This is a genomic window from Saccharopolyspora sp. NPDC045941, assembly GCF_056431445.1.
Map to the genome: position 1 here is coordinate 20,173 of NZ_JBWKKU010000064.1, position 25,022 is coordinate 45,194.

The 25,022-nt window shown below is 70.3% G+C and carries 22 protein-coding genes, 1 pseudogene and 1 riboswitch; of the genes and pseudogenes, 12 read left to right on the forward strand and 11 right to left on the reverse strand.

Annotation, left to right across the window (positions count from 1 at the left end; translation table 11 throughout):
- Nucleotides 1-16: 16 nt before the first annotated feature.
- Together AC07FN_RS36200 and AC07FN_RS36205 are read right to left on the reverse strand one after the other, a co-directional pair.
- Nucleotides 17-538, reverse strand: a complete 522-nt coding sequence (locus AC07FN_RS36200; protein ID WP_478399700.1) for a DUF3558 family protein — start codon at nt 536-538, stop codon at nt 17-19.
- A gap of 28 nt (nt 539-566) precedes the next feature.
- Nucleotides 567-971 (reverse strand): hypothetical protein, encoded by a 405-nt coding sequence (locus tag AC07FN_RS36205; protein ID WP_478399701.1) that lies wholly within the window; start codon nt 969-971, stop codon nt 567-569.
- A gap of 221 nt (nt 972-1,192) precedes the next feature.
- On the opposite strand from AC07FN_RS36205, the gene AC07FN_RS36210 reads away from it, so the two are divergent.
- Entirely contained in the window at nt 1,193-2,368 is a 1,176-nt protein-coding gene (locus AC07FN_RS36210; RefSeq protein WP_478399702.1) for an MFS transporter, read from the forward strand.
- A 162-nt stretch (nt 2,369-2,530) separates the two neighbouring features.
- Here the strand turns inward: AC07FN_RS36210 and AC07FN_RS36215 are convergent, their stop codons facing one another.
- On the reverse strand, nt 2,531-4,549 hold the full coding sequence (locus tag AC07FN_RS36215) for a putative cobaltochelatase (RefSeq protein WP_478399703.1): 2,019 nt from the start codon (nt 4,547-4,549) through the stop codon (nt 2,531-2,533).
- A gap of 32 nt (nt 4,550-4,581) precedes the next feature.
- Nucleotides 4,582-4,754: riboswitch (cobalamin riboswitch) on the reverse strand.
- 313 nt (nt 4,755-5,067) lie between these two features.
- Nucleotides 5,068-5,535: a GNAT family N-acetyltransferase gene (locus AC07FN_RS36220; protein ID WP_452616602.1), complete on the reverse strand. Its 468-nt coding sequence runs from the start codon at nt 5,533-5,535 to the stop codon at nt 5,068-5,070.
- Between the two features lie 189 nt (nt 5,536-5,724).
- Here AC07FN_RS36220 and AC07FN_RS36225 point away from each other — a divergent pair, with 189 nt between their 5' ends.
- Genes AC07FN_RS36225 through AC07FN_RS36240 form a run of 4 tightly spaced genes read left to right on the forward strand, consistent with a single transcriptional unit; the run spans nt 5,725 to nt 11,423 of the window.
- On the forward strand, nt 5,725-6,177 hold the full coding sequence (locus AC07FN_RS36225; RefSeq protein WP_478399704.1) for a YbaB/EbfC family nucleoid-associated protein: 453 nt from the start codon (nt 5,725-5,727) through the stop codon (nt 6,175-6,177).
- A 20-nt stretch (nt 6,178-6,197) separates the two neighbouring features.
- The gene (locus tag AC07FN_RS36230) at nt 6,198-6,506 is read left to right on the forward strand and encodes a type VII secretion target (RefSeq protein ID WP_478399705.1); all 309 of its coding nucleotides are present in this window, start codon (nt 6,198-6,200) and stop codon (nt 6,504-6,506) included.
- A gap of 2 nt (nt 6,507-6,508) precedes the next feature.
- Nucleotides 6,509-10,960: an RHS repeat-associated core domain-containing protein gene (locus AC07FN_RS36235; protein ID WP_478399706.1), complete on the forward strand. Its 4,452-nt coding sequence runs from the start codon at nt 6,509-6,511 to the stop codon at nt 10,958-10,960.
- Between the two features lies 1 nt (nt 10,961).
- Complete coding sequence (locus AC07FN_RS36240; RefSeq protein ID WP_478399707.1) at nt 10,962-11,423, forward strand: hypothetical protein; 462 nt, start codon at nt 10,962-10,964, stop codon at nt 11,421-11,423.
- Between the two features lie 45 nt (nt 11,424-11,468).
- On the opposite strand, the pseudogene AC07FN_RS36245 reads toward AC07FN_RS36240, so the two are convergent.
- A pseudogene (locus AC07FN_RS36245) lies at nt 11,469-11,944 on the reverse strand (DUF4291 domain-containing protein).
- Between AC07FN_RS36245 and AC07FN_RS36250 the strand changes: the two are divergent.
- A complete protein-coding gene (locus AC07FN_RS36250; protein ID WP_478399725.1) occupies nt 11,874-12,023 on the forward strand; it encodes a hypothetical protein in 150 nt (49 codons plus the stop codon). The pseudogene AC07FN_RS36245 and the gene AC07FN_RS36250 sit on opposite strands and share 71 nt — an antisense overlap.
- Before the next feature lie 60 nt (nt 12,024-12,083).
- Here the strand turns inward: AC07FN_RS36250 and AC07FN_RS36255 are convergent, their stop codons facing one another.
- Entirely contained in the window at nt 12,084-12,899 is an 816-nt protein-coding gene (locus AC07FN_RS36255) for a S1 family peptidase (protein ID WP_478399708.1), read from the reverse strand.
- A 291-nt stretch (nt 12,900-13,190) separates the two neighbouring features.
- On the opposite strand from AC07FN_RS36255, the gene AC07FN_RS36260 reads away from it, so the two are divergent.
- Complete coding sequence (locus AC07FN_RS36260) at nt 13,191-13,823, forward strand: LysE family translocator (protein ID WP_478399709.1); 633 nt, start codon at nt 13,191-13,193, stop codon at nt 13,821-13,823.
- Here the strand turns inward: AC07FN_RS36260 and AC07FN_RS36265 are convergent.
- Complete coding sequence (locus AC07FN_RS36265) at nt 13,737-14,963, reverse strand: MFS transporter (RefSeq protein WP_478399710.1); 1,227 nt, start codon at nt 14,961-14,963, stop codon at nt 13,737-13,739. The two genes, AC07FN_RS36260 and AC07FN_RS36265, sit on opposite strands and share 87 nt — an antisense overlap.
- A 218-nt stretch (nt 14,964-15,181) precedes the next feature.
- Here AC07FN_RS36265 and AC07FN_RS36270 point away from each other — a divergent pair, with 218 nt between their 5' ends.
- Nucleotides 15,182-16,087, forward strand: coding sequence for a LysR family transcriptional regulator (locus AC07FN_RS36270; protein ID WP_478399711.1), 906 nt, complete (start codon nt 15,182-15,184; stop codon nt 16,085-16,087).
- A 57-nt stretch (nt 16,088-16,144) separates the two neighbouring features.
- On the opposite strand, the gene AC07FN_RS36275 is transcribed toward AC07FN_RS36270, so the two are convergent.
- The 4 genes from AC07FN_RS36275 to AC07FN_RS36290 all read right to left on the reverse strand — a co-directional run bounded on the left by AC07FN_RS36275 (nt 16,145) and on the right by AC07FN_RS36290 (nt 20,031).
- Nucleotides 16,145-16,951 (reverse strand): S1 family peptidase, encoded by an 807-nt coding sequence (locus AC07FN_RS36275; RefSeq protein ID WP_478399712.1) that lies wholly within the window; start codon nt 16,949-16,951, stop codon nt 16,145-16,147.
- Between the two features lie 514 nt (nt 16,952-17,465).
- Nucleotides 17,466-18,377, reverse strand: a complete 912-nt coding sequence (locus AC07FN_RS36280; RefSeq protein WP_478399713.1) for a D-isomer specific 2-hydroxyacid dehydrogenase family protein — start codon at nt 18,375-18,377, stop codon at nt 17,466-17,468.
- Nucleotides 18,378-18,442: 65 nt separating this feature from the next.
- Nucleotides 18,443-19,045, reverse strand: a complete 603-nt coding sequence (locus tag AC07FN_RS36285; protein WP_478399714.1) for a bifunctional 4-hydroxy-2-oxoglutarate aldolase/2-dehydro-3-deoxy-phosphogluconate aldolase — start codon at nt 19,043-19,045, stop codon at nt 18,443-18,445.
- Complete coding sequence (locus AC07FN_RS36290; protein WP_478399715.1) at nt 19,042-20,031, reverse strand: sugar kinase; 990 nt, start codon at nt 20,029-20,031, stop codon at nt 19,042-19,044. The genes AC07FN_RS36285 and AC07FN_RS36290 overlap by 4 nt, the downstream gene beginning before the upstream one ends.
- A 175-nt stretch (nt 20,032-20,206) precedes the next feature.
- Here AC07FN_RS36290 and AC07FN_RS36295 point away from each other — a divergent pair, with 175 nt between their 5' ends.
- From AC07FN_RS36295 to gdhA, 4 genes are all read left to right on the forward strand, one after another.
- Nucleotides 20,207-20,752 (forward strand): YbhB/YbcL family Raf kinase inhibitor-like protein, encoded by a 546-nt coding sequence (locus AC07FN_RS36295; RefSeq protein WP_478399716.1) that lies wholly within the window; start codon nt 20,207-20,209, stop codon nt 20,750-20,752.
- A 240-nt stretch (nt 20,753-20,992) separates the two neighbouring features.
- The gene (locus tag AC07FN_RS36300) at nt 20,993-22,018 is read left to right on the forward strand and encodes a VanZ family protein (protein ID WP_478399717.1); all 1,026 of its coding nucleotides are present in this window, start codon (nt 20,993-20,995) and stop codon (nt 22,016-22,018) included.
- 14 nt (nt 22,019-22,032) lie between these two features.
- Nucleotides 22,033-23,430, forward strand: a complete 1,398-nt coding sequence (locus AC07FN_RS36305; RefSeq protein ID WP_478399718.1) for a mycothione reductase — start codon at nt 22,033-22,035, stop codon at nt 23,428-23,430.
- A 141-nt stretch (nt 23,431-23,571) separates the two neighbouring features.
- On the forward strand, nt 23,572-24,918 hold the full coding sequence (gene gdhA, locus AC07FN_RS36310; RefSeq protein WP_452616587.1) for an NADP-specific glutamate dehydrogenase: 1,347 nt from the start codon (nt 23,572-23,574) through the stop codon (nt 24,916-24,918).
- Nucleotides 24,919-25,022 lie beyond the last annotated feature (104 nt).

Below are 25,022 nucleotides of genomic sequence, written 5' to 3' on the forward strand. Positions count from 1 at the left end.
TTCTGCGCTGAATTCTTCAGCTCTTCGGAAGATTCGCCAGCACCAACGGCGCAGCCTCCTGCGCCGCCTGGCACGCCGCTTCGGTGTCCCGCGCGGTGGCGTTAATCGCAATGGACGTCTTTGGAGACAGCGGCAAGAACACCCCGCAGTCTCCCGGACCGACAAGTTCACGGACGCGCTTGCCATCCACGCCTGCCACCGAGACGGCATTGACCTTGCCTTCGGTGAGGTTCAGTTCGTCCACCGACTTGTCGCTGTTCACCACCACGGAAATGCCACCTACAGCAAGCTTGAAATCACAGCCAGGAGCACCCGCGTAGCGCTTGGGCGTGCCAGGACCTTTGACGCCCAGCTTTGCCGTATCGGCCGACTTCAACGTCGCGCAGGGATCGATGGCTGCTGCCGCATTGCTCGTCGGCGATGCGCTCTCACCGGTTTCTCCTGAACCGTCGCCGGTTCCGCCAGTGCCCGACGATCCACAGCCCGCAACACCCATCGCCAACAGCGCGAGCGCTCCGGCGATCACAGACTTCGTCAACGACCTACGCACCTAGCAATCCCCGTTCTCAATCCCGCACGCCAACGTTGCCAGCGTTGCCCTCGTCGACTTCCTGGTAGGACTGAATGCCCTTCTTGATCGCTTCGATCACCTGAGGCACTCGTTCCTTCATCTGCTGGATCAGCTCTTCATAGGAACGACCGTCGCCGCCCGCTACAACCTGTTCGTTGAAGTCGGCGATGGCCTGACCTGCCGGGCTATCACCCAGAGGAGTCCGGAATTTAATGTTGGACAGCTCTCTCTGCATATCCAGCAGCGCGCCGTCCTGGAAGTCCTGAAAAACCCTGATCAGCTCGTCGCCTGCCTCCGGCGTGACCTGGAAGCCGCCGCTGTTGGCCGCGCTGATGATGCCCTGCATGGCGTCGTTCGTGGCGGCGAGCCCGGCCGCCGCCGATCCAATCGACCCCGTCATCGCTTCTCCCCAGAAGGTTCGTCTTTCCCCGCAGCGCGCCCGAACCTAGCACCGCATCCCGCGCGCGAACGCCGATACGAGACAAATCCGCAATAGCTCACCCGCTTGATCAACCCCAATGGCCCAATGCCACCGATTCGATGGTGGCCGAGCTCACGGGGTTCTGGACCGGTGCAGGCGACGATCATGGACGGTCGTCCCAGTCAGCGAGGAGTCGCCCGATGCCGACCAGGCCGCCGCTGGTGCTGTCCTTCGCCGCGCTGATCTCCAACTTCGACCGCTTCGCGGTCACCCCGATGCTGCTGCTGATCGCGCTGGCGATGGAAGAGCCGCTGGCCGCGGCGGTAGCCGTCGCCAGCGGCTACTTCCTCGCCTACGGCCTTTCCCAGCCGCTGTGGGGTTTGCTGTCGGACCGTTTCGGCCGGCTGCCGGTCATGCGCGGCACGATGCTCGCCGCCGCGGCGGGCGGGGTGGTTTCCGCGCTGGCGCCGAACCTGACCGCGCTGGTCGTGGCGCGCGTGGTCACCGGCGCGTGCATGGGGGCCGTCGTTCCCGCGTCGCTGACCTACGTCGGCGACACCGTGCCGCAGGAGCACCGGCAGGGCGCGCTTTCCGATCTGATGGCGGCATCGGCAATGGGCACGGCGCTGGCGACCGCGGTCGGTGGTCTGCTGGCCGGTTTTCTGGACTGGCGCGCGGTTTTCGCGCTACCCGCCGTCTGCGCGGCGGTGTGCGTCGTCCTGCTCCGCAAGCTGCCGGAGCCGGAGCGCGCTCAGGCCCAGGGCGTGCGCAGCCACCTGATGGCGGTGCTGACGAATCGTTGGGCGCTACTGGTCTTCGGGTTGGTGTTCGTCGAGGGCGCGGTGTTGCTGGGCACCATGACGTTCCTGGCGTCGGCGCTGGTTCACGAGGGCGTGGGCGTCGCGGTGGCCGGGCTCGCCACCGCCGCGTACGGCGTCGGCGTGTGGGTGTTCTCCCGGCTGGTGAAGGTGTTGGGGCGGCGCTTGGCGGTCTGGCAGCTGATCGCGATCGGCGGCGCGTCGATGTTCGTCGGCTACCTGGTCGTGACCGCCACCGCGAGCATCGCGACCGTGGTGGTCACGGCGTTGCTGCTCGGCGGCGGCTGGTCGTTCATGCACTCGTCGTTGCAGACCTGGGTGACCTCGGTGGCCCCGGAGGCCAGGGGCACCGCCGTGGCGTTGTTCGCGTCGGCGTTGTTCCTGGGCAGTGCGGCCGCATCGGCGGCGGCCGGGTATTTCGCGGAGCGCGGCTCGTACGGCTTGATCTTCGGGATCGCCGCCGCCACGGCGGTTCCGCTGCTGATCGTCGCGGCCGCCTGCCGCCACCGCTACCAAACCCGCGTCGTCGCGCCCGCGGTCGGCGACCGGGCCGCGTGAGGGGCGATTAAAAGAGCCCCCGCACTCGACCGGCCTGGGGGTTACCGGGAGCGCGGGGGCATCTTGCGGGTCCACCCCTGGGGGTCAGGTGGACGGCGTCACCGTACCAATCGGTCGGGTGGGCCAGAAGACGGAACGTCGGATCTCGTAATCAAAACGAGATCAAGCGGCACGGGGGCGCTCGTCCCGGACCGCGCGGACGACGCCGGCGACGTTGTCCGCGGACAGCTCCTCCAGCCGCAGGCAGGGGCCGCCCAGCGCGGCCCCGAGCCGGCCGGCCAGGCCGAGCCGGACCGGCCCGTTCTCGCAGTCCACCACGACGGACGCGACGCCCGCCTCGGCGAGCAGGCCCGCCGAGCGCAGCGCGTCATCGACGGCACGCTGCGTGCGAATACGCCCGGTGAGCCCGGAATCCAGCGGCACGGTGGCCTTTCCGTCGGTCAGCAGCACGACCAGGGCCCGCCGCTGCGGGTCCCGCATCCGCTCGGTCTGCACCACCCGGTGCACGCGCAGCAACCCGTCGGCCAGCGGCGTGCGGCCGCCCGTGCGCAGCTGCCGCATCCGCGCGGCCGCGATGTCCACAGAGGACGTCGGCGGCAACGCGAGTTCCGCCGAGTCGCCGCGGAAGGTCACCACGCCGACCTTGTCGCGCCGCTGGTAGGCGTCCCGCAGCAGCGACAGGACGGCGCCGCTCACCGCCGACATCCGCTCCCTGGCGGCCATCGATCCCGACGCGTCCACCGCGAACAGCACCAGGTTCCCCTCGCGCCCCTCCCGGATGGCGCGCCGCAGGTCGTCGCCGCGCAGCACCAGCCCGGGGCCGCAGCGCCCGCGCGCGACCTGGTGCGGCGCCGCGGCGGCCAGCGTGGCCGCCAGGTGGATGCCGTGACCCTCCACAGTGGATGCCCGCGTCGTGCGGCCGCTCCGCGCCCGGGACCGCGACCGCCGCCCCGGCGCGCCGTCGCCGAGCCCCGGCACCTCCAGCAGCCGCGCCTGAAAAGCCGCCGCCGGCGCCGCCGGCGGCCGCTCCGCGGGCGCCCGGTCGTCGCTGCGCTCCTCCGAGCCGTCGGCTCCGCCGTCCGGCCCGGTGGGTCCTTCGGGCCCCTCCGGCGGCTGACCGCCGCCGTCCGGGCCTTCCGGCGGTTCGTCGTCGCCGTCGTCGGCGTGCTCCGCCGCCTCGGAGAGGGCTTGTTTGAGCTGGTCCTCGTCGATGCCGGGCTCGTCGAACGGGTCGCGGCGGCGCCGGTGCGGCAGCGCGAGCCGGGCCGCCGCCTCGACGTCCTCCTCGGCGACCGCCTCGGCGCCGCGCCAGGCCGCGTGCGCGGTGGCGGTGCGCGCCAGCACTAGGTCGGCTCGCATGCCGTCGACGTCGAAGGACGCGCACAGCGCGGAGATCCGGCGGAGCTCGGCATCGGGGAGGGCGACCGAGTCCACCCGCGAGCGGGCGGCGGCGATCCGCTCGGCCAGTTCTGCGTCGGCACCGGACCACCTCGCGGCGAACCCGGCCGGGTCGGCTTCGAACGCCAGGCGGCGGCGCACCACCTCGGTCCGGGTCGCCACGTCCCGCGACGCCACGACGTGCACGGTGAGGCCGAACCGGTCGAGCAGCTGCGGGCGCAGCTCGCCCTCCTCCGGGTTCATGGTGCCCACCAGCAGGAACGACGCCGCGTGCGAGACCGAAACGCCTTCCCGCTCGACGTGCGCGCGGCCCATCGCCGCGGCGTCCAGCAGGAGGTCCACGAGGTGGTCGTGCAGCAGGTTCACCTCGTCGACGTACAGCACGCCCCGGTGCGCGGCGGCGAGCAGGCCGGGCTGGAAGGCGCGGACCCCTTCGGTCAGGGCGCGTTCCAGGTCGAGCGAGCCGATCAACCGGTCTTCGGTGGCGCCGACGGGGAGTTCGACGAGCTGGGCGGGTCGTTGCGCGGCTTCGGAGCCGTGCGGGCCGTCCGGGCACTGCGGGTCGGCGGCCTGCGGGGCGCAGCCGAAGCGGCAGCCGGTGATCACGTCGAGCGGCGGCAGCAGCGACGCCAGCGCACGCACCACGGTCGACTTCGCCGTGCCCTTCTCCCCTCGGACGAGCACGCCGCCGATGGCCGGGTGCACGGCGTTGAGCAGCAGCGCCAGCCGGAGGTCGTCGTGGCCGACGACGGCGGAGAAGGGAAAGCGCGGGGCAGCGGTCATGCCGGTGTTCCTTCCTCGGGGTTCGGACGCCCCGGTGGCGGGAACAAGGGGCGGCAGTGTCCTGACTCCCGGATCACCGCGCCCCTCCGGCCTTCCCAGGTCGCCCCGGTGGCTCGCGGGGGGAGGGCCGCTCCCCGGTCACAGTGGCGCCGACCGTGCCGGATTCCCACCGGCTTCCTGGCGCACCCCTTGCATTCGGATCAAGGTGCATCGTCGCAGAACCGGCCCGGCGGACCAACCGGCCGCGGCGACGACGAGACCAGCACCACTGCGGCCGGGGTCGCCGGGGTGGCGAAGTGCTCGCGAAAGGTGGCTCAGGCGGCGTCGGGGCCGGTGCGGGACCGGCAGGAGGGGTACGTGCGATTCACCCGGCCGCGAAGCGCCGGTGCGGGTGGCAGGCGACGGAAGCGGGGCAGCACATCGCGGCGATCACGCCGTCCCGTGCACCCATTGCCCCTCCTCCACGTTCCGGAGCCCGGCAGCCCAGATGGCCGAGGTCAAGTCCCGAGTGGCGCCGGTCACGCCCGCCGGCGGGGCTCCCGGCGCATGTCGACGTGCGGGATGCCGTCCTCTAGGTATTCCTCGCCGTCCTCGACGAAGCCGAAGGAGCGGTAGAACTCCTTGGCGTAGGTCTGGGCGGCGAGCACGGCAGGCGTGTGCTGCACCTCGGCGACCGCGGCGCGCATCAGCTTGCGCGCCAGCCCCAGCCCGCGCGCGCTCTTGGCGGTGCAGACCCGGCCGATGCGGAAGGTGCCGTCGGGGTCTTCCAGCAGCCGCAGGTAGCCGAGCACGTAGCCGTCGGCGGAGTCGATCCAGAAGTGGCGGGTGGTCTCCTCCAGGTCCCGACCGTCCAGCTCCGGGTAGGGGCATTCCTGTTCGACGACGAACACGTCGACGCGCAGGCGCAGCATCCGGTAGAAGTCCTCGGCGTCCAGGTCCGCGGTGTAGGCGCGGTGGACGGCGGTCGCGAGCGGCTGGAGGGTCACCCTTACCTGGATATCACAGCGAGGTCTCAAAACCCGCATCCACCAGCACCGGGAGTAGTCAACGCCACTCCTGCCGCCGGCGGGCGGGCGCTGCTCTGATCGGGCCAGTTTCGCGCCGAATCGCTGACCCGCCGCCGAGACCGCGGTTAGCCTGCGCGAGATCGGGAGCCGAGCGGCCATGGGGGATTCGTGAGCGAACCGGTGTTCGGCGTCGACGGCGCGCGAACCGAGGAGGAGATCAGGCGCTGGGCCGACGGCATCCAGGCGAAGGCCGACCGCTACCAGCAGATGCAGCAGCAGGTGACGGCGGTCAAGGCCACCGCGGAGTCCCGCGACGGCGTGGTGCGGGTGACGGTCGACAGCGCCGGCGCGGTCACCGACCTGCAGATCACCGACGACGCGCGCCGGATGTCCGGCGCCGGTCTGGCGGAGTCGGTGCTGACGACCATGCGGCAGGCGCAGGCAGGCATCCGGGACCAGGTGGCCGAGGTCATGTCGGCCACGGTCGGCGACGACACCGAGACCGTCAACGCGGTCGTGTCGGCCTACCGCGAGCGCTTCCCCGATCCCGAGGCCGAGGACGGCGCGGAGCACCGGCCGCCCGACGACGAAGACTTCGAGGACGACTCCTACCTGCGCTGACCGTCGCCTGGGGGATGACGATGACGAACGCATTCGACGTGTCGCCGGAGGAACTCCGGGCGCACGCCAGCAAGCTCGACGCGCTTTCAGACCAGCTGAAGACCGCGTTGGACGCGGCGAACCAGGTCACGATGGGCTCCGAGGCATACGGGGTGATCTGCTCGTTCTTCGTGCCGATCGTGCAGGCGGTTTCGCAGCCCGGGGTCGACGCCCTGTCCACCGCGTCGGAATCCATGAGCGATCAGGCCGGCAACGTCGCGGACACCGCGCAGACCTACGAATCCGGTGACCAGGCGAACGCCGACAGCTTCTCCGGCTGGGAGGTGTGACGATGGCGGACAACCCACTGGTCGCGCAGCGTGAGGACTCCACCACCGCGGTGAGCGGCATCGGCATCCTCGAGTCCGTCGGCGACCTCCAGTCCGGCATCGAATCGGGTTCCTGGTCGGAGATCGCGCTCGGCGCGGCCGGCACGGGCCTGGAAGCGCTGTCGATGGTGATGGACCCGGTCGGCACGCTGGTCTCGTACGCGGTGTCCTGGCTGATGGAGCACGTCAAGCCGCTGTCGGACGCCCTGGACTGGCTGGCCGGCGACCCGGACCAGATCTCCGCCTACGCCCAGACGTGGGGCAACGTCGCGAAGTCGGTGGAGCAGGTCGCGGCCGATTTCACCAACGAGGTCAACAACATCACCGGCACCTGGACCGGTGAGGCGGCCGACGCCTACAAGAACGCCACGACGAAGCAGGCCGAGCAGATCAAGGCGGCGGGCGGCGCGGCGAACACGATCAGCACGGTCGTCGAGATCGTCGGCGTGCTGGTCGGCATCGTCCGCGAGCTGGTGCGCGACCTGGTCGCCGAGTGCGTGGCGGCGCTGATCACCCGGATCCCGCGCTGGATCGCGGAAATCGGCGGCACCCTCGGCATCGGCACCCCGGCGGTGGTCGCGGAAGCGGCGGGGATGATCGCCAAGTGGGTCAGCAAGATCTCGGACGTCATCACCAAGCTGACCCGCTCCCTGAACAAGCTGCAGCCGCTGCTGAAGAAGCTCGACGAGATCTGGGAAGGCATCAAGGACGCCCTGAAGGGCCTCCGGAAGGTGGACGGCCCGGCAAGCACGAAACCGTCCAGCGTGGACGCCCCAAGCCCCAAACCCGACGCCCCGGACGCCACCCCCAACTCCCCCGACACGTCCCCGTCGAGCACCTCCCCCGACACGTCCCCGTCGAGCACCTCCCCCGACAGCACGTCCTCAAGCCCGGACGGCACATCGCCGGACAACCCGAAGTCCAAGAGCGAAGACGGCAATCTCCAGGGCAAGACCGACGATCCCGAGACGCCGAACCGGGACGATGGCAACCGGAAGTGCGAGAACGACCCGATCGACGTCGCCACCGGAGAGATGATCCTGCCGCAAACCGATGTGGAGATCGCGGCAGTGCTCCCGCTGGTGCTGAAGCGGACGCACCTGTCCTCGTACCGGGTGGGACTGCACTTCGGCCCGCCCTGGACGTCCACCCTGGACCAGCGCCTGGAGGTCGGCAGCGCGGGCGTGTCCTTCGCCGCCGAAGACGGGAAACTGCTGTTCGGCCCGAATCCCGCGGCGGGCTCGACCGTCCAGTTCGAGGGCTCGCGCAACACGCTCACCAGGCACGAGGACGACGGCTACACGCTGACCGAGATCCAGTCCGGCAAGCGCTTCCACTTCGCGCCGGGAAACCGCGTCCTGCCGCTGACCAGCATCACCGACCGCAACGGCAACCGGATCGAATTCGACCACGACGCCGCCGGCACGCCGGTGGAGATCCGCCACACGGGCGGCTACCGCATCCGGATCGAAGCCGAGAACGGCCTGATCACGGCGCTCTACCTGCGCGAAGCGGACAACGGCGAAGACCTCCTGCTGATGCGCTACGAGTACACCGGCCAACGCCTGACGGGCGTGGTCAACGCCTCGGGCCTACCGCTGAAGTTCGACTACGACCAAGCGGGCCGGATAACCAGCTGGACGGACCGAAACGCCCACTGGTACCGCTACACCTACGACCACCGAGGCCGCTGCATCGGCACGGAAGGCTCGGGCGGCTTCCTCACGGGCACGTTCGAGTACGAAGAAGGAGTCACCCGCCTCACCAACTCCCTCGGCCACGTCACGACGTTCCACCTGAACGAAAAGCGCCAGGTGGTCCGCGAAATCGACCCGCTCGGCGGAGAAACGCTGTCCGAATGGGACGCCTACGACAGGCTGCTCTCCCGAACGGACCCGCTGGGCCGCACCGTCCGCTACGAGTACGACGAAGCGGAGAACCTCGTCGCGGTGACCCGCCCGGGCGGCGCCCAAACGCGCTGGGAGTACAACGAGCTCCGCCTCCCGATCACCATCATCGCCCCGGACGGCACGGTTTCCCGCCGCGAGTACGACGAACGCGGGAACCTGGTCGGCACGGTCGATCCGCTCGGTTCGGTCACCCGCTACACCTACGACGAGCGCGGACATCTCACCGAGGCCACCGACGCACTCGGCAGCACCCGCCGGGTCGAAACCGATGCAGCCGGGCTTCCCACCGTTGTGACCGACCCGCTGGGCAGCGCAACGCGCTACGAGCGCGATGCGTTCGGCCGGTTGACGGCGAAGGTCGACCCGCTCGGCGGAACGACCCGATTCGGCTGGACCGTGGACGGGAAACCCGCATGGCGGGCTCTCCCGGACGGTGCTACCGAGCGGTGGGTCTACGACGGCGAGGGGAACGTCCGTACTCACATCGATGCCCTGGGCCAGGAAACGCACACCGAGATCACCCACTTCGACCTGCCGTCGGCCGAGGTCAAGCCCGATGGCACGCGCCTGGAGTTCGCCTACGACACCGAGCTCCGCCTGACCGGTGTCACGAACGAACAAGGGCTGGCCTGGCGCTACGACTACGACCCGGCGGGGAACCTGGTCCGTGAGACCGACTTCAACGGCCGAGTGATCGCCTACCGGCACGACGCGGCCGGCCGGCTCCTCGAACGCACCAACGGCGCGGGCGAGGTCACCTACTTCGCCCGCGACGAGCTCGGCAACGTCATCGAACGCCGGAACAGCTCGAGCACCACGACGTTCACCTACGACGAGCTGGGCCGGCTCGTCGAAGCGAGAGATCCCGACACCCAGGTCACGCTCCGCCGCGACCCGCTCGGCCGCGTCCTCACCGAAACGATCAACGGCCGGACCGTCGCCTCGGCTTACGACGCACTGGGCCGGCGCACCCGCCGCCGCACGCCATCCGGCGCGGAAAGCGTGTGGGACTACGACGCGAACGGCCGCCCCACGGCACTGCACATCTCCGGCCGCACCCTGCGGTTCGACTATGACGCGGCAGGGCGTGAGCTCCGGCGGGCGCTGGGCCCGAACGCCGTTCTCACGCAGGACTGGGACGCCAACGACCAGCTGGTGTCCCAGCAGCTCAGCGGGGCCGGTGGGCGGTCGATCCAGCACCGGGCCTACACCTACCGCGCGGACGGCTACCTGACCGGCGTCGACGATCAGCTCACCGGCTCCCGCACCCACGAACTCGACCAGCTCGGCCGGATCACCGCCGTCCGGGGGACGGGCTGGACCGAACGCTACGCGTACGACGCCGCAGGCAACATCGCCGACGCGGCCTGGCCGGCGCAGCCGGGGTCACCGGATTCCGAGGTACTGGGCGAGCGGGAGTACAGCGGAACCCTCGTGCGCCGCGCCGGAAACGTCCGCTACGAGCACGACGCCCAAGGCCGGGTCGTGCTGCGCCAGCGCAAACGCCTGTCGCAGAAACCGGAGAGCTGGCGGTACTTCTGGGATTCCGACGATCGGCTCGTCGAAGTGCTCACGCCGGACGGCTCCCGCTGGCGCTATCGCTACGACCCCCTCGGCCGTCGTGTGGCCAAGCAACGGCTCACCCCCGATGGTGCGCGAATCGTCGAGCAGACCGAGTTCGTCTGGGACGGCACGGTGGTCGCCGAACAGGCGCACACGGATGGCGTGCCGAACGGCCCCCAGCTCGGCGATCGTCGCGTGACGGTCTGGAACTACGAACCCGGCACCTTCCGGCCGATGACCCAGACCGAACGATCGCCGCTGCGCCACGCCCCGCAGCAGTGGGTGGACGAGCAGTTCTACTCCATCGTCACGGACCTCGTCGGCTCCCCCACGGAGCTGATCAACGACCAAGGCGGAATCGCCTGGTTCCACCGGACGACGGTGTGGGGAGGCACGACGGACCAGAGCCGTACCGGCGCCTACACGCCGTTGCGCTTCCCGGGCCAGTACCACGACCCCGAAACCGGCCTCAACTACAACTACCACCGCCACTACGACCCCATGACGGGTCGATACGGCAGTTCAGATCCGCTCGGTCTCGGCGGCGGCCCCAACCCGCACACATATGTTCACAACACTTCCAACTGGCTGGACCCGCTTGGGCTCTCGCCGTGTCCGGCAATGCGGCAGCAAATGCGCGACAGCGCTATGGACTCGGTGAACGGTCGCTACAAACCAGATGGAACCGCGGTCGGTGAAACCAACGCCAGCCGCGCCTACCAGAAGCACATGAACCGCCCCGGCACCGAGTTGATTCCCATCTCGGCGGCCAGGGACAGGCGGGACATGGCGGAACACCTGATCGATGATCTCCTGACCAATCCCCGCTCCGCAGTACAATCGTGGACGCACGGGCAGCACGGCGCCGTATACGACGTGATACTCCCCGACATCGGGGCCCGTTGGACACAGACAGGTCAATTCGTGGGGTTCCTGGACTGAAATGGCAGAAGTCGACTTCCGGCCGATACTCGAATCTTTCGCCATGCAAGGCGGCGGACTGGTGGAGATCTACGCGTTCGACACCAGCCTCGCCGACTGGCAGCAAGTCGTCGAACGACTCGGCGAGACGAACCGCGTTTCGTCCTTCGAGTCAGATCGCAACGAGCCGGGCATCAACATCACCGGCGACACGTTCACGGAGGACGGCGACGTACACGCCACGCTGTTCGTCAAGGTGGGCGCACAGACCTGGTGGACTTCATTCCAGTCCCCCGACTGCATCGACTTTCAGGGCGATCCCGATAGGGCGACCAGCCTCGAAGACCTGTCCGACATCGTCGAATTCATGAAGGAAATCGCGCGAATCACGGACAAGCGAGTGGCGCTGATCCCCGAATCGATCACCCCAAGAGAAACGAAGCACTTCCTCAGCGTGAGCCCTGACGGCAACATCGAAACATGAGCAGACCGACTCCCTGGACAACCGGGAGTACAGCGAGCAACAGCACTATTCGGTGACGCCGAGGGGCTGACCGACGCGCCCCGGGAGTGGGTACGGCGTCTCCTCCGGGAGCAGCGCCGTCGCTGCTTCCAGGTTCCCCACCGCCACCAGTTCGGCCGTCTTCCGCATCAGCGGCGTCACATCCCTGATCGACACGGTCCAGTCGTCGACGTAGTGGGCCACCGACTCGCCGCCCAGTCCTATTTGGATGGACCGGTAGTTCAGCGGGCGGTGGTGGAGGTCGCGTTCCGGGTCCCACTGGACCCGGACCGGGCTCGCCTTCTTGGCTTCCGCCCACGCCTCCCGGCTGCCGTGGGTGTCGGCTTCGGGGTGATCTCCACCGCCAGCACCCGCTCCTGGCCCGGCTTGGTCGCCCAGCCGCACCGGTATGCCATCCACAGGAACGACGGCTTGATCCACGTCATCCGCTCGCGCTTGAACGGCGGCACGAACTTCCCCGCCGCCAGGGCCGCTTCCGCGATTGCCGGCGAATACGCCTGGTACGCGGTGATGATGGACTCCGAGTACCGCGCTCGGACGGCGCGGTACCGGTTTTCCTGATCTTTCACATCCCGGATCCTGCGGCAACACCGCGGGATCGCTCAACCTAGATTTCCCCGATCACAGCTCGCCGCTGTAGCTCGACAGCCTCGTGTACACGCCCGGCGTGTTCGGCCGGCCGCAGCCCGTTCCGTAGGAGACCACGCCGATCAGGCGGTTGTCCGCCACGATCGGGCCTCCCGAGTCGCCCCCGCAGGCATCCGTGCCGCCCTCCGGGAATCCCGCGCAGAACATGCTCCGGCCGTCGTAGTTCGGGTAGGTCTTCCGGCACGCTTCCTCGGTGGTGACCGGCACCTCCACCGAGCGCAGGGTGTCCGACGGCGGCCCCGACTCGCTGGTCCGGCCCCAGCCGTAGACCCGGGCCATCGTGCCCGTCCGGTACGGCTCCGTTTCGCCCGCGCCCACCATCTCCAGCGGGCGCTGCGGCATCGGCGCCCGCAGCGTCAGCACCGCCACGTCGTCGCCGCTGGTGTAGTCCCGGAAGCCGGGGTGGACCCAGATCCCCTCGACCTCGCCGACCGTGCCCTGTTCCGTGCGCAGGTCGGTGCGCCCCGCGATCGCCAGCAATTCCTCCGGGACCCGCTTGGCGCCCGTCATCGGCGAGACCACGCAGTGCGCTGCCGTGATCACCTTGATCGGGCTCACCAGAGTGCCGCCGCAGAACTGGCGGCCGTACTCGTCGGTGAGGGCCACGGCCCAGGGCGCGTCGTCCGCCGCGACATCGGCGCCGCCCAGCACCCGCGCTTCGGGGCGTTCTTCGGCGCTCGCCGCGACCGGGTGCAGTCCGGCCAGCGCCGTCACCGCGCCGGTGACCACGAGGCGCAGCAGCGCACCGCTGCGTGCCGCTCCGGTCTTGCGCTCACTGCCACACCCCACGTCGTGCCTCCAGCCGTCGCCGATCTTGCCGAGCGCACACCGTAGTCACCCCGATACCGAAACATCACGAGGCACAACTCACACGTCGGCAGGAAAATATTTCGTTAATATGGATGACATCGGGAAATTTTATGGCCCAGGCCGCCGCGGGCGGCTACTCATCCTTCCCGATCCGTCACGGGCCCGGAACGCACACAGCGCCGGGTCCGCGAATTGCGCCTGAACAGGTGACAGAACTACGCCCGATCAAGTGATCACTGCTGCCGCATGCCGCCGCGAAGGAGGAACGCTGTGCTCCTGGACCTGACCCCGCTGCCCGCATTCCTGCTCGCCAGCATGGTCGTCATCCTCACCCCCGGCGTGGATGTCTTCCTGCTGCTGCGCACGTCGCTGAACTCCGGCCGCCGGGCGGGGCTGTTCGCGCTCGCCGGCATCCACACCGCGAGCATCATCCAGGTCGCGGTGGTGATCTCCGGGCTCGGCGCGCTGATCACCAGCAATCCGGCGGTCCTCTCCGTCCTGAAGTGGATCGGCGCCGCCTACCTGGTCTACCTGGCCGCGACGATCATCCGCGGGCTGTGGCTGACCAGGAAGGAGTCCGCCGCGGGCACGCTCACCACGGCCCCGGCGGATTCCGCGAACCCCTACCTGCGCGGCCTGTTCAGCAACCTCACCAACCCGAAGATGCTGCTGTTCAGCCTGGCTTTCCTGCCGCAATTCGTCGGCGCCGCCGCGCAACCAGCGCTGCAGCTGGTGCTGCTCGGCGTGGTCTTCCTGGTGCTGGCGGCGATCTGGGAGCTCACGATCGTGCTCGGGGCCGCCAAGATCGCCACCCGGCTACAGCACCCCCGCGTCGCGAAGTCGCTCGATGTGGTCAGCGCGGCGGCGTTCCTGACCATCTCGGTCGGGCTGGTCGCCGGCTGACACCACGACGCAGGTCACCAGCGCCAGGCCGCCCAGCGCCGCCAACACCACCGGCACCGCGACGACGGGCTCCAGCAGGCTGACCACGAGCGGCGTGCAGAAGCCGAGGTAGCCGATCACCCAGAACGCCGCGGTCAGCCTGGCCAGGGCGGACGGTGGCGCGATGCGACCGACCACGGTCAGGCAGAAGGTCACGCAGAAGCCGTAGCCAGCGCCCAGCAGGAGATCCGCGAACAGCCCCAGCCACGGCCGAACCAGCCACGCCGCGACCGCCGCGAACGCGAGCCCGGCGGTCAACGCGAGCAGCCCGACGATCGCCGGTGCGCGCTCACCTCGCCGCGCGACGCGCCGGGCCAAGGGCTGCACCACCGCCCCGAACCCCGGCGCGAGCAGCGCCCCCACTCCGGCGTAGACCAGCTCGAATCCGCGAACCTCGGCGGCGACCTGCGCGGGAAGCACGCCGAATGCCACCGTCGGCCCGACGAACACCCAGAGCGCGACCGGCAGCACCAACCGCCTGAACCGCGGGTCCCGGATGCCGCTGGCCTGCGAGCTGCGCTGGACCTCGCGCGGCCGCGTCTCCGGGCACGACACCGCCAGCGCCAGGCCAGCGACGCTCAGCACCAGGTGCGGGATGTAGGCGATGACCAGCGGGTTCGGCCCCCACTGCGCGATCAGCGCGGACACCAGCCCGCTCACGCTGAACCCCAGCGACAGCACCACCCCGGCGCGACGAGCCCCCACGCCATCCTCGACCGCGGTGCCGAACGGCGGGTGCGACAGGTCGCGCACCCAGGCGCTGCCCGCAGCCAGGACCGCACCCGTGCTGACCCCGGCCAGCAGCCGCCCCACCACCAGCCACGGCGTGGCGATCGCCCCGGCCATCAGCGCGGCTGTCCCGGCCACGCTGATGGCGATCGCGCCGAACACGACCGGTCGCCGGCCGTACCGGTCGCCCATCGGGCCGCCCAGCAGGAGCCCGGGGAGCAGCCCGACCACGTAGAGCACGAGCAGGCCGGTCACGGCCTGCCCGGACAACCCGAATTCGGACTGGTAGCCGCCGAGCAGCGAGGAGAACTGATTCGCGCCCCAGCCCGCCGCGGTCAGCAGGAACGCGGCAGGCAACCACTTGTTCCGCACGGCATCGGTTCTATGCCGGTCGAACGTGCGACCGCACCGGCCGTTCAGGATTCGTGAACACGGCCGTGATCTGCGCCTCGCCATTCCTTCCGCGCTGCGGAAACCCGCCGCACTTTGGCCCGTTTTGCCGGAAACCGCCGGCTCGGCACGGCGCTTCGCGCGCGCCCTGCCGCAAACTGACCGGTGCCGACCCTTCCCGCGCTTCGTACGCTGCAGGCATGGATTTGCGGCGATTGGCGTCGTTCCTGGCGGTCGCCGAAGAAGGCCACTTCGGCAAGGCCGCGACGCGGTTGTTCCGGTCGCCCGCGTCCGTGACGGCGCACGTCCAGCAACTGGAGCGCGAACTCGGGGTGCGGCTGCTCGACCGCTCCCCGGTGCGGCTCACCCCGGCCGGCGAGCGGTTCGTCGGGCACGCGCGCTCGCTGCTGGCGGCGATGGACGCCGCGGTCGCGGACGTGGCCGAGGCCGCCGCCGAGTCGACGCTGCGGATCGGCGTGATGAGCAACGGCTCGGCCGAGCTCACCCCCGCGGTGGTGCAGGCCTTCCACCGCGCCTGCCCGGAAATCCGGGTCGAGTTCGTGGCGCTGGACTTCACCGAGCACGTCTCCGCGCTGGTGCGGCACAAGGTCGACGTGGCGTTCGTGCGGCCCGCGCCGGACGACGAGCGGGTGGCGGTGGACGTGCTGACCACCGAGCGGCGGATCGTGGTCGTGCCCGCGTCGTGGGAGCTGGCCGACGCGCCGTCGGTGCGGATGGCCGACGTGCTCGACCTGCCGTTCATCGCGCTGCCCGACCACACCCCGCGCCAGTTCTCCGACTACCTCTACTTCGCCGAGGCGCGCGGCGGCCTGTCGCCGCACCGCAGCAGCTCGCACGCCGTGACGCCGCACGAGGTCCTGACCACGGCGGCGGCCGGGCGCGGCGCCGGATCGGCGCTGGAATCCTTCCAGCGCTACTACCCCTGGCCGGGCACGGTCTGCGTGCCGGTGCTGGACGCTCCGCCGGAGCACAGCGTCCTGGCCGTCCGCGCGGACGACCGCAACCCGGCCGTGCGCGCGTTCCGCTCGCTGGCCGCCAGCCTGGCCAGGGAGCTCGGTCCTCGGCTCGGCCTGACCGCCACCTGACGCCCGGCATGACGCGGCCGGGGCGCTGCAGCTGCGCCCCGGCCACGTCCGTTCGGGTCAGGAACCCAGTTGTGCCTGGACGTCGTCGTGGTAGGTCGCCACGCGGGTGTAGATGCCCGGAGCGTTGGGCCGGGCGCAGCCGTTACCCGTGGAGACGATGCCGACCAGCTTGTTCTCGACCACCAGCGGCCCGCCGGAGTCGCCCTGGCAGCTGTCCACGCCGCCCTGCGGGAGTCCGGCGCACACCATCGCGTCGGACTTGTACTGCGGGTACGCCTTCTGGCATTCCTGGTCCGTGACCAGCGGCACTTCGGCCTTCTGCAGGGTCTGCGACGCCTGGCCACCTTCGGCGGTGGCGCCCCAGCCGAGCACTGCGGACGTCTTGCCCGCTTCGTAGAGCGAGGTGTCCCCCTTGCCGGCCACTGCGAGCGGCTGCTGCGGGAGCTCCTGGTCCAGGGTCAGCACGGCGACGTCGGCGCCGCTGTTGGCGTTCTGGAAGTTCGGATGCACCCAGATGCCGGTGACCTTGGCGACCTTGCCCTCGCTGGTCTGCTTGTCCTCCCGCCCGGCCACGACCTGGACCGACTCCGGTTTCTCCCCGGAGACGCAGTGCGCCGCGGTCACGACCTTGTTGGCCTTGGCGAGCGTGCCGCCGCAGAACTGGTTGCCCTGGGTGTCCGTCAGGTACACCACCCACGGGTGATCGGCGATCTTGGCGGGCTGGCCGCCCACGATCGGCGGAACCTTCGCCGCCGATGCATCGCGGTCCGACGCGTTCGCCACCGTCGTCAGCAAGCCCGACGACAGCGTCGCCGCCGCCAGCAGCCCGGCCACCGACCACATCCGGCGCCTGATGTCTGCCATCACGTTGCCTCCTCCCCCGGAGCCATCGGCACGCCGTCGTTCGACCTGCCACCTCCGGCTCGACCAAGAGTGTCCATGAGAAAGAGGATCAGAACCCGTTTTTGGATACACCTGAGTTAGGCAAGGCAATCCGATCGGGTGGAAAATCAGCCCATTTACCACTCGAACGGTCTACCTAGACCGTCCAAATAGGACATACGTTACGTGGGCGATCACCGTACCGGGAAGCAAGTAGTTCCACGCTTGCGCAAAACTCGGTTCTCCAACCGCATTTCGCAATCCCGGGCGAACCGCACGAAGGGCATCATCCCGCACGCGCGACGAAGCCGAAACAGACGGTCCACTGTGGCCACCGGATCGAGATCACCTGGTGGCGCGGCCGGACGGCGAGATCCACTTCAGGTCGGCATCGAGAAGGGGTTCCCAATTTCAGGCGAATTCGGAAAGCCCGCCCTGCGGCCGATTCCGGCGGTCACGGAGCGAAAAGCCCATTCCCAGGCGAAATCGGAAAAGCTCAGTAGCCCGCGGTGAGGTCGACGACGCCGAGCAGCGGCTCACCGGCGATGCGTCGCCGGACGTTGTCCTCCACCCGCCGGGCCAGGGCCGGGATCAGCAAGGATTTCGGATTGGCCGAGTGCGGCGAGATGATCGCGCGCGGGTGCTGGAACAACGGATGCCCGGCGGGCAGCGGTTCCGGGTCGGTCACGTCCAGCGCCGCGCCGCGGATGCTCTCCGCGTCCAGCGCCGCGACCAGCGCGTCGGTGTCGACCAGCGATCCGCGCGCGACGTTGACCAGCCACGCGTCGGGCTTCATCAGGGACAGCGCGTCGGCGTCGATCAGTTTCGCCGTCTCGGCCGTCGCGGGCGCGGCCACCACGACGAAGTCCGACTCGGCCAGCAGCCGCCGCACCCCGGACGCGTCGTCGGCCGAGCACGTCCAGGCGGCCCCGTCCACCGGCTTCCCGGAGCGGTTCACCGCCAGCACCCGGACGCCGAAGGGCCGCAGCAGCTCCATCAACGCCCGGCCGATGCCGCCCGCACCGAGGATGCCGACCGTGGCCCCGACGAGGCTGCGGATGCCGGCCGGTCGCGCCCAGTGGTCCGCGCGCGCCACCGCGTGCAGCTGCCGCGCCCCTGCCAGCATCAGCCCGAGCGTGTGCTCGGCGACGGTCTGGGCGTAGGTGCCCGCGGCGGAGGTGAAGGTGATCCCGTCGCGCAGCACGCCGGCGGTCACCCAGGTTTCGATGCCGGCCGACGGGAGTTGCACCCATTCCAGGCCGGGGTGGTCCAACTCGGCGAACCGCTCGGGGCCGCTGCCGTACCAGACCAGCGCGGACGCCTCCGCCGCCGGACCGATCTCGGCGCCTGCCGCGACGACGGCCGCCGTCAGCTCCGGCGGGGCGACCGGACCAATGTGGACCTTCACGACTTCTCCATCTCGGCTCGGACCGGGTCGCGAGCGTTGATTCCGGCGAGAACCGGAATCAACGCTCACGAGCTCTCGACCAACTTCGCCAGCGCCGGCAACTGCTCGGCATCCTCCAACGCCGAACCGACGGCCACCACGGTGGCCCCGGCGGAGAGGAATTCCGGTGCGTTGCGCGCGTTCATCCCGCCGGTGGCCACCAGCCGCAGCCCGGGGAACGGGCCGTGCATCGCCTTGAACCACCCGGCGCCCAGTTCGGCCGCCGGGAAGGCCTTGACCCACGACAGCCCGAGCCGGTGGGCGTGCTGGATCTCGCTGGGCGTGGCCACGCCGGGCAGGTGCGGCACGCCGAGCTCCGCGCTCAGCCGCACCACGGCGGGATCCAGCCCCGGCGCCACGGTGAACGCCGCGCCCAGCTCCTTGGCGGTGTGCGCCTGCTCCGTGCTCACCACGGTCCCGGCGCCCACCAGGCGGCCTCGCCGCGTCCCGGCCTCCACCGCCGCGCGCAGCGACGGCTCGGCGCGCGAGGTCTCGATCGGCACCTCGACCGCCTCGATGCCCAGGTCCCAGGCCCGTTCGGCCAGCTCGACGGTCCGCTGCGGGTCCATCCCGCGCAGGATCGCCATCACCGGACCGGTGAAGAGCTCGTCGAAGAAACCCACGATCATTCCTCCTCTTCGGATGCAACACCGCCGCCGAAGCTGAGGGTGCGCCACTGCTCCTCGTCGCAGCCCAGCCATGCCGCCACCGCCCCGCGATCCGGCAGCGGCATGTGGTCCTCGGTGCTGAGCAGGCTGTGCGCGGCCAGGATGTGCCCGAGCCGCAGGCAGCGGACGCCGTCCTCGCCGCGCAGCACGCCGGAGAGGTAACCGGCGGCGAACGCGTCACCGGCGCCCACCGGCTCGACGACCTGGACCGTCGGGGCGGGCACGATCACCGTCTCGGTGCTCAGCGCGTAGGCGGCGTCGGCACCGTCCTTGACCACGACGACGCCCGGCCCATCCAGGAGTTTCCGCACGTCCTCGGCGGTTTCCACGCCCCAGAGGGTGGCCGCCTCGTCCAGGCCGACGAACACCACGTCGGCGAGCCGGGCGAGCTCGCGCAGCCGCGGACCGGCCTGCTCGACCGGCCACAGCGCCGGGCGGTAGTTGACGTCGAAGGTGATCCGGGCGCGGCGCTCGCGGGTCAGCAGCCGCCGGACGAGCCGGTCGCAGCCGTCGGACAGCGCCGGGGTGATGCCGCTGAGGTGCAGCAGCCGGGGCGCGTCGAGCTGCTCACCGGCCAGGAAGCTCTCGTCCATTGTGGACGCCGCCGAACCCGCCCGGTAGTAGTAGACCTTGGTGCCGGCGGGGCCGGGGTCCTTGAAGTAGACGCCGGTCGGCGCGTCCGGGCGCACCTCCACCAGGCCGGTGTCCACCCCGGCGGCGGCGATGGCCGCGAGCATCCGGCGGCCGAGTGGATCGTCGCCGACCTGGCTCGCCCAGCCGACGCGGTGGCCCAGCGCCGCCAGGTGAATGGCCACATTGGACTCGGCACCGCCGGCCGAGAGCGTGAACGTCCGCGCCTGCTCCAGGGACACCGGGACGGCCGGGGCGACCAGCGACATCGTCTCCCCCAGGCACAGCACCTCGGGGTCGTTGCCGGACTCCGCCACCTTCGCCTCCTCGGTCCCGCGGCATTCGTCGCCGGACAGCTTAACCGCTCGATGCTGCGAAATGCACATCTCCGTTGCACATCTTGCAACGCACTGACTCCGGCCCGAGCCCCGGCGGCCAACTAGGCTGGGAACCCGGTGATCACGCACACCCCAGGAAAGGGAGGATGCTCGAATGAGCTTGGAGCGCCCGATCGATCCGGACCCGTACTCGCTGCTGCCCGCGGTTCCGGCGTTCACCGTCACCTCCGACGACGTGGCCGACGGCCGGCCGATGGCGAAGGCCCACGCCTACGACGGCATGGGCGCCGACGGCGAGAACCGTTCGCCCCAGCTGCGCTGGACCGGTTTCCCGGACACCACCAAGAGCTTCGTGGTGACCTGCTTCGACCCCGACGCGCCCATTCCCGGCGGCTTCTGGCACTGGACCCTGGTGGACGTGCCCGCCGACGTGACCGAGCTGGCCGCCGACGCGGGCAACCGCAACGGCCACGGCATCCCGGCCGGGGCCTTCCACGTCGCCAACGACCTCGGCGAGCACGCGTTCGCCGGCGCCGCCCCGCCGCCCGGCGACCGCCCGCACCGCTACTACTTCGTGGTGCACGCGGTCGACACCGAGAAGCTCGGCGTGGACGAGAAGGCGAGCCCGGCGGTGGTCAGCTTCAACCTGGCCTTCCACACCGTCGCCCGAGCCGTCCTCACGCCGACGTACCAGCACTGACGTCGCCTGAGAACCCGCGGTGGTGCAAGTTGCAGGAGAAAGCGGCCTCGCCGCTTGCCTGACGCCGCTGTTGCCCGTCCAGGCTTCCACAGCTGCAGAGCCGGTACGCGAAAGGGCCGCGCCTCCCGCGAGGGAAGCGCGGCCCTTTCGCGTACCGGGATCGCCCGATCGAGATGTATCTGAATCGGCACCTCGCTCCTCTTTATCTGCGGGAGGTTTTCCGGGAGTCAGGAGGCCGAGATGAGCGTGCTGCCGGGGTCGTTCGCCGCGCTGGCCGCCACCGGGGTGGCCGCGCTGCTGTTCGCGCCGTTCGTCGCCGGTGAGCACCGGCGGCACGGCGAGCTGCGCGTGGGCATCGCGCTGCAGCGCTTCGCCGTCCTGCTCTACGCCTTCGGGCTGTTCTCCTACGTGTTCCTGCCGTTCCCGTCCGGCGCGGCCTGCTTCGCGCCGCAGTGGCGACCGCTCGCCGGGCTGACCAGCCCCGCGATGCTGGCCCAGTTCGCGTGCAACGTCGCGCTCTTCGTCCCGCTGGGCGCTCTCGTGCGGGGCGGCCGGTCGGCAGCGGTGCTGGCCGGGGCGGCGACATCGGTGCTGATCGAGCTGACCCAGCTGACCGGGTTCTGGTTCGCCTTCCCCTGCCCGTACCGGGTTTTCGACGTGGACGACGTCATCGCGAACACCGCGGGCGCGCTGCTCGGCGGCCTGCTCGCGCCGCTGCGGCAGCGGCTGCCGGTCGGCACCAGCGGGCGCCCGGCGACGCAGCCGCGCCCGGTCACCGCCGCCCGGCGGCTGCTGGGCATGTGCTGCGACGTCCTGGTGCTGTGGCTGCTCGGTGTGGCCTGCGCCCGGGCCGCGGACATCGCGCTGCGGCTCACCGGCACTGCCCCGACGCGGTGGTGGGAGGCGGCCGCGCTGTGGCTCGCCCCGGCGGCGTTGCTGCTGGTAACGATGCTGATCGGGCACGGCACCTCGCTCGGCCAGCACGCGGTGATGCTGCGCGCCAGGGCGCCCAACGGCCGCCCACCGCCGGCCGCCGCGCTGCTGCGGTGGGCCGCCGGCATCGGCGGGCTGGCCGTGGCGCAGGGCGTGACGGAGGGAACGCTCGGGGAACCCAGTGCCGTGCTCGGCGTGCTGTGGTGCGCCGCGCACGCCTGGGGTGTGACCAGAACCCGAGATCATCGCGGAATCACGGGGCTCGTCGCCGGGTTGGAGATGATCGACGCCCGAAGAAGCCACGGCGCGCCGGACCTGGCGCGCCCGACTTGAGGCAGGATGGACCAGTGCGGCACTTCGATCTAGTCATCATCGGTTCCGGCTCCGGAAACTCGATCCTCGACGACCGGTTCGCCGGCTGGGACGTCGCCGTGGTCGAGAAGGGCATCGGCCCCAACGACGCCTACGGCGGCACCTGCCTGAACGTCGGCTGCATCCCGACGAAGATGTTCGTGCACACCGCCGACGTGGCCGCGGCCCCGGCGGGCGGCGCGAAGCTCGGCGTCGACCTCGACCTGCGCGACGTGCGCTGGCACGACATCCGGGACCGGATCTTCGGGCGGATCGACGAGATCTCCACCGGCGGCCGCCGGTACCGCGCCGAGGGCAGCCCGAACGTCACCCTCTACGAGGGCGTCGCCCGGTTCACCGGGGTCAAGCAGCTGACCGTGGAGACCGCCACCGGCCCGGAGACGATCACCGCGGACCGCTTCGTGGTGGCCGCCGGCGGCCGCCCGGCGATCCCGGACATCCCCGGCCTGGACCAGGCCGGCTACTACACCAGCGACACGGTGATGCGGCTCGACGAGCTGCCCGCCCGGATGATCATCATGGGCACCGGCTTCGTGGGCGCGGAGTTCGCCCACGTGTTCAGCGCGCTCGGCGTCGACGTGACCATGATCGGCCGCTCCGGCCGGGTGCTGCGCGCCGAGGACACCGACATCTCCGAGCGGTTCACCGAGCTCGCGGCCGCGCGCTGGGACCTGCGGCTGAACCGCAAGGAGATCTCGGTCGAGCGCGACGGCGACCTCGTCCGGCTGCACTTGGAGGGCCCGGAGGGCGCCGAGGTGGTGGAGGCCGAGGCGCTGCTCATCGCGATCGGGCGGGTGCCCAACTCCGACCTGCTGGACGCCGCCGCAGGTGGTCTCGAACTCACCGCCGACGGCAAGATCAAAGCCGACGCGACCCAGCTGACCTCGGTGGACGGCGTGTGGGCGATGGGCGACATCAGCTCGGAGTACGAGCTCAAGCACGTCGCGAACCACGAGATGCGCGTCGTCCAGCACAACCTGCTGCACCCGGACGAGCCGATCGAGTCCGACCACCGGTTCGTGCCGCACGCGGTGTTCTCCGCGCCGCAGATCGCCTCGGTCGGCCTCACCGAGCAGGAGGCGCAGCAGCGCGGCGTCGACTACGTGACCTCCATTCAGGACTACGCGGGCATCGCCTACGGCTGGGCGATGGAGGACAAGACCGGCTTCGCCAAGCTCCTGGCGGATCCGGACACCGGACAGCTGCTGGGCGCCCACATCGTCGGCCCGCAGGCGCCGACGCTGCTGCAGCCGCTGATCCAGGCGATGCAGTTCGGCCTGGACGCCCGGACGATGGCCCGCGGCCAGTACTGGATCCATCCGGGCATGCCGGAGCTCGTCGAGAACGCGCTGCTCAACCTGCCGCTGAAGTGACCGTTGCGCCCGATGTGTCGGGCGTCATCTTGAGTAGTTCCAGTTTAACGGGTCACCTTAGGAGGATCGGGCTGCTCGCTGTTGCGCTCCCGCCGTGGCGGAGCGGGCCGGGCGGCCAGGAACGTCATCGGACAAAGGAGTTTGCCTGTGCTTCACGAACGCCTCGAACCGGTCTACGAGAACGTGGTCCAGCGCAACCGCGGCGAAGACGAGTTCCACCAGGCAGTCCGGGAAGTGCTGGAGAGCATCGGTCCGGTGATCGACAAGCATCCCGAGTACGCCGAGCAGAAGATCATCGAGCGGATCTGCGAGCCCGAGCGGCAGATCGTCTTCCGCGTGCCGTGGGAGGACGACCGCGGCGAGGTGCAGATCAACCGCGGCTTCCGGGTGGAGTTCAACAGCGCGCTCGGCCCGTACAAGGGCGGCCTGCGCTTCCACCCGTCGGTCTACCAGGGCATTGTGAAGTTCCTCGGCTTCGAGCAGATCTTCAAGAACGCCCTGACCGGGCTGCCCATCGGCGGTGGCAAGGGCGGCTCGGACTTCGACCCCAAGGGCCGCTCCGACCGGGAGGTCATGCGGTTCTGCCAGAGCTTCATGACCGAGCTGCACCGGCACATCGGCGAGTACACCGACGTACCGGCCGGTGACATCGGCGTCGGCGGCCGCGAGATCGGCTACCTGTTCGGCCAGTACAAGCGGATCACCAACCGCTACGAATCCGGCGTGCTGACCGGCAAGCACCTGTCCTTCGGCGGCGCCCGCGTTCGCACCGAGGCCACCGGCTACGGCTGCGCGTTCTTCGTGCAGGAGATGCTGACGGCCCGCGGCCAGTCGTTCGACGGCAAGCAGGTCGTGGTGTCGGGATCGGGCAACGTGGCCATCTACACGATGGCGAAGGTCCACCAGCTCGGCGGCACCGTGGTGGCCTGCTCGGACTCCTCCGGCTACGTCGTCGACGAGAAGGGCATCGACGTCGAGCTGATCAAGCAGATCAAGGAGGTCGAGCGCGGCCGCATCGCGACCTACGCCGAACGCCGCCCGGGCGCGAAGTTCGTCGCGCAGCGCAGCGTCTGGGAAGTGCCGTGCGACGTGGCGATGCCGTCGGCGACCCAGAACGAGCTCACCGGCGCCGACGCGGCCACCCTGATCGCCAACGGCTGCATCGCGGTCGGCGAGGGCGCGAACATGCCCACCACGCCGGAGGCGGTGCGCAGCTTCCAGGAAGCCGGCATCGCGTTCGGCCCCGGCAAGGCCGCCAACGCGGGCGGCGTGGCCACCTCGGCGCTGGAGATGCAGCAGAACGCGTCCCGCGACAGCTGGAGCTTCGAGTTCACCGAGAAGCGCCTCGAAGAGATCATGAAGGACGTGCACGCCCGCTGCTACGCCACGGCGGCGGAGTACGGCATGCCGGGCAACTACGTCGCGGGCGCGAACATCGCGGGCTTCACCAACGTGGCCGACGCGATGCTCCGCCTCGGCCTCGTCTGACCGAACGGGGTGCGGGGGGGGGGGGGGGGGAGGGGGGGGGGGGGGGGGAAAAACGGGGAAAAGTGGCGAAAGACAGGGGGCAAAAGAAAAGAGAAAAAGGTCCT